The sequence below is a fragment of the Kitasatospora sp. NPDC058965 genome (genome assembly GCF_042741245.1).
Lineage (GTDB): Bacteria > Actinomycetota > Actinomycetes > Streptomycetales > Streptomycetaceae > Kitasatospora.
On sequence record NZ_JBHYKG010000561.1, the window covers coordinates 1 to 2359 of the forward strand.

Here is a 2359-nt window from a genome sequence, read left to right on the forward strand (position 1 = left end):
GCTCCCGGGCGTTCCGGGGCCGGTCGGCGGGCCCTGCGCCGCCGCCCGTGCCGCCGGGGTCCGCCGGTCGCGCGGCGAGGTGACGCGCGATGCCCCATGCGGCCGCGAGGACTGTTCATCGACCGTCTGTTCGGGGAAGATCAACAGGTCGGACCACGCGCGACCCCCACACGCACGCGGCGGAGCCGGCGCGACGGACCAGGACAGCCGGCCCCAGGGGCCCGACACCGGAGGGGGCCCCATGCAGCGGATCGAGTACACCCCTCAGATCGCCGAGCTGCTCGGCCGGATCCGGCGCCGGCCGCCGGCGAGCTGGCCCTGGCGCCCCGGCGAGGAGGTGCCCGAGTGGCTCCCGGTCAAGCAGTCCTGGGGCTGGCTGTTCGCGCCGGACGGGCGGGTGCTCACCCTGGTCAACCCGAAGGACGGCATCGTCAGCCTGCCCGGCGGCTCGCTGGAGGCCGAGGACCACGGGGACCCGGCGGCCGCGCTGGCCCGCGAGGCGGCGGAGGAGGCGCAGGCCGTGATCGGCCCGGCGCACTACCTCGGCTACCTGTACGACCGGATCGGCTCGGCCAACGGCGGGCACGAGTGCGCCCGGGTGCGGATGGCCGCGCCGCTGCGCGCGGTCGGGCCGAGCCGCCCGGACCCGGCCTCGGGCCGGCACTACCGGCGGTTGCTGGTGGCGCCCGGGCTGGCGGTGGAGCTGCTCGGCTGGGGCACCCCGGGCCTGCGCCAGGCGCGGGCGGCGGTGCAGTGCGCGACCGGTCTGCTCGGCGTGCCGGAGCTGGCCAACGAGGTGATCGAGGAGCTCCCGGAGGCGGGCTGCCAGGTCTTCCCCGGGTAGCGGGCGGCGGGCTCGCCGATCTCCGGGTGGCGGGGGCGGGCGTGGGCTAGGGTCGCGGGTGACGAGTGACCGACCCCGAGACTCGTGACCACTGCACCACGTGACCACAGGCCGGAGGGGGCCACGATGACCGAGCGCCGCACGGGGCTGTTCCACCACGTCGAACTCTGGGTGGACAACCTGGTGCTCGCCGAGGAGCAGTGGGCCCCGGTGCTGCTGGCCCTGGGCTGCGCACCGTTCCAGAACTGGGAGACGGGCCGCAGCTGGCGGCTGGGGGCCAGCTACCTGGTGCTGGAGCAGTCCCCGGCGCTGCGTCCCGGCGGGCACGACCGGCTGCGCGCCGGGCTGAACCACCTGGCGGTGCACGGGACCCGGGCGGCGGCCAGCGCAGCGCTGGCCGCGGGGTGGACGCTGCGGGTGGACACGGGGTCCACGGTGCACCTGGTGGACGGTCAGGGTTTCGAGCTGGAAGTGGTCTGCGCCGAGGACTGACCGGCCCTGCCGCCAACAGGGCGTCGCGGCCCAGTAGCTGACGCCATTTCGACATCGGGGCCAACTTCGGGCCCGCTTGGGAGAATTCCCGTCAACATCTTTGGCATGGGCACTTCCCGTGCGCTCGGGGCACTGGTACCACGGAGTAACCCGCGTCACACTCCCGTGGAGGTGCAATGCGTCCCGTCCGTATTGTCTCCGGTGCCGTCATGGCGATCACCCTCGCCGCCGGCTCCCTCTTCCTGGCCGTCCCGGCCAACGCAGCGACCGTCAACTACGTTGCGCTGGGCGACTCCTACTCGGCCGGCGTCGGTGCCGGCAACTACGACAGCAGCAGCGGCAGCTGCAGTCGCAGCAACAGCGCCTACCCGGCGCTGTGGGCCAACGCGCACGCCAACAACTTCAAGTTCGTCGCCTGTTCCGGTGCCAGAACCGGTGACGTGCTCAACAGCCAGGTATCGGCCCTGAGTTCGAGCACCACGGAGGTGAGCATCACGATCGGCGGCAACGACGCCGGCTTCTCGGACACCATGCAGACCTGCGTGCTGGACGGCACCAGCTCGTGCCTGAGCGCGGTGGCCACCGCCAAGGCGTACGCCACCAACACGCTGCCCGGCCAGCTCGCCAACCTGTACGCCACGATCCACAGCCACGCCCCCAACGCCCACGTGGTGGTGCTGGACTACCCGCACCTCTACCAGGTCCCGGGCAGCTGCTGGTTCGGCATCAGCGACACCTCGCGCAGCGCGATCAACGGTGCCGCCGACACCCTGGACGGCGTGATCGCCAAGGCCGCCGCCAACGCCGGCTTCAGCTTCGCCGACGTGCGCGGCCAGTTCTCCGGCCACGAGATCTGCGGCGACTACGACCAGTGGCTGCACAGCACCACCCTGCCGATCGACGAGAGCTACCACCCCACCGCCGACGGCCAGCAGTACGGCTACCTGCCGGTCTTCTCCACCAACTCCTGACCGGCGCGCAGGCCGCGCACGCAGTGAGCGGCGGCCCGCCCGGTCCGAGGAC

At 73.0% G+C, this 2359-nt stretch carries 3 protein-coding genes; all 3 read left to right on the forward strand.

All coding sequences use genetic code 11. The annotated features are described in order from the left end of the window. The first annotated feature begins 241 nt into the window (after positions 1-241). The 3 genes from ACFW1A_RS40125 to ACFW1A_RS40135 all read left to right on the forward strand — a co-directional run bounded on the left by ACFW1A_RS40125 (position 242) and on the right by ACFW1A_RS40135 (position 2307). Positions 242-844 carry a hypothetical protein gene (locus ACFW1A_RS40125; protein ID WP_380418616.1) on the forward strand — a complete coding sequence of 201 codons (603 nt, stop codon included), beginning with the start codon at positions 242-244 and terminating at the stop codon, positions 842-844. Positions 845-970: 126 nt separating this feature from the next. Beyond that, a complete protein-coding gene (locus ACFW1A_RS40130; protein ID WP_380418618.1) occupies positions 971-1336 on the forward strand; it encodes a glyoxalase in 366 nt (121 codons plus the stop codon). Between the two features lie 209 nt (positions 1337-1545). Continuing rightward, positions 1546-2307, forward strand: coding sequence for an SGNH/GDSL hydrolase family protein (locus tag ACFW1A_RS40135; RefSeq protein ID WP_380418620.1), 762 nt, complete (start codon positions 1546-1548; stop codon positions 2305-2307). The last annotated feature ends 52 nt before the right edge of the window (positions 2308-2359 follow it).

What these genes read in the sequence shown, in the direction of transcription:
- ACFW1A_RS40135 (WP_380418620.1), top strand. Translation starts at nt 1,546, where the DNA reads ATGGCGATCACCCTCGCCGCCGGCTCCCTCTTCCTGGCCGTCCCGGCC.
- ACFW1A_RS40125 (WP_380418616.1), top strand. Translation starts at nt 242, where the DNA reads ATGCAGCGGATCGAGTACACCCCTCAGATCGCCGAGCTGCTCGGCCGG.
- ACFW1A_RS40130 (WP_380418618.1), top strand. Translation starts at nt 971, where the DNA reads ATGACCGAGCGCCGCACGGGGCTGTTCCACCACGTCGAACTCTGGGTG.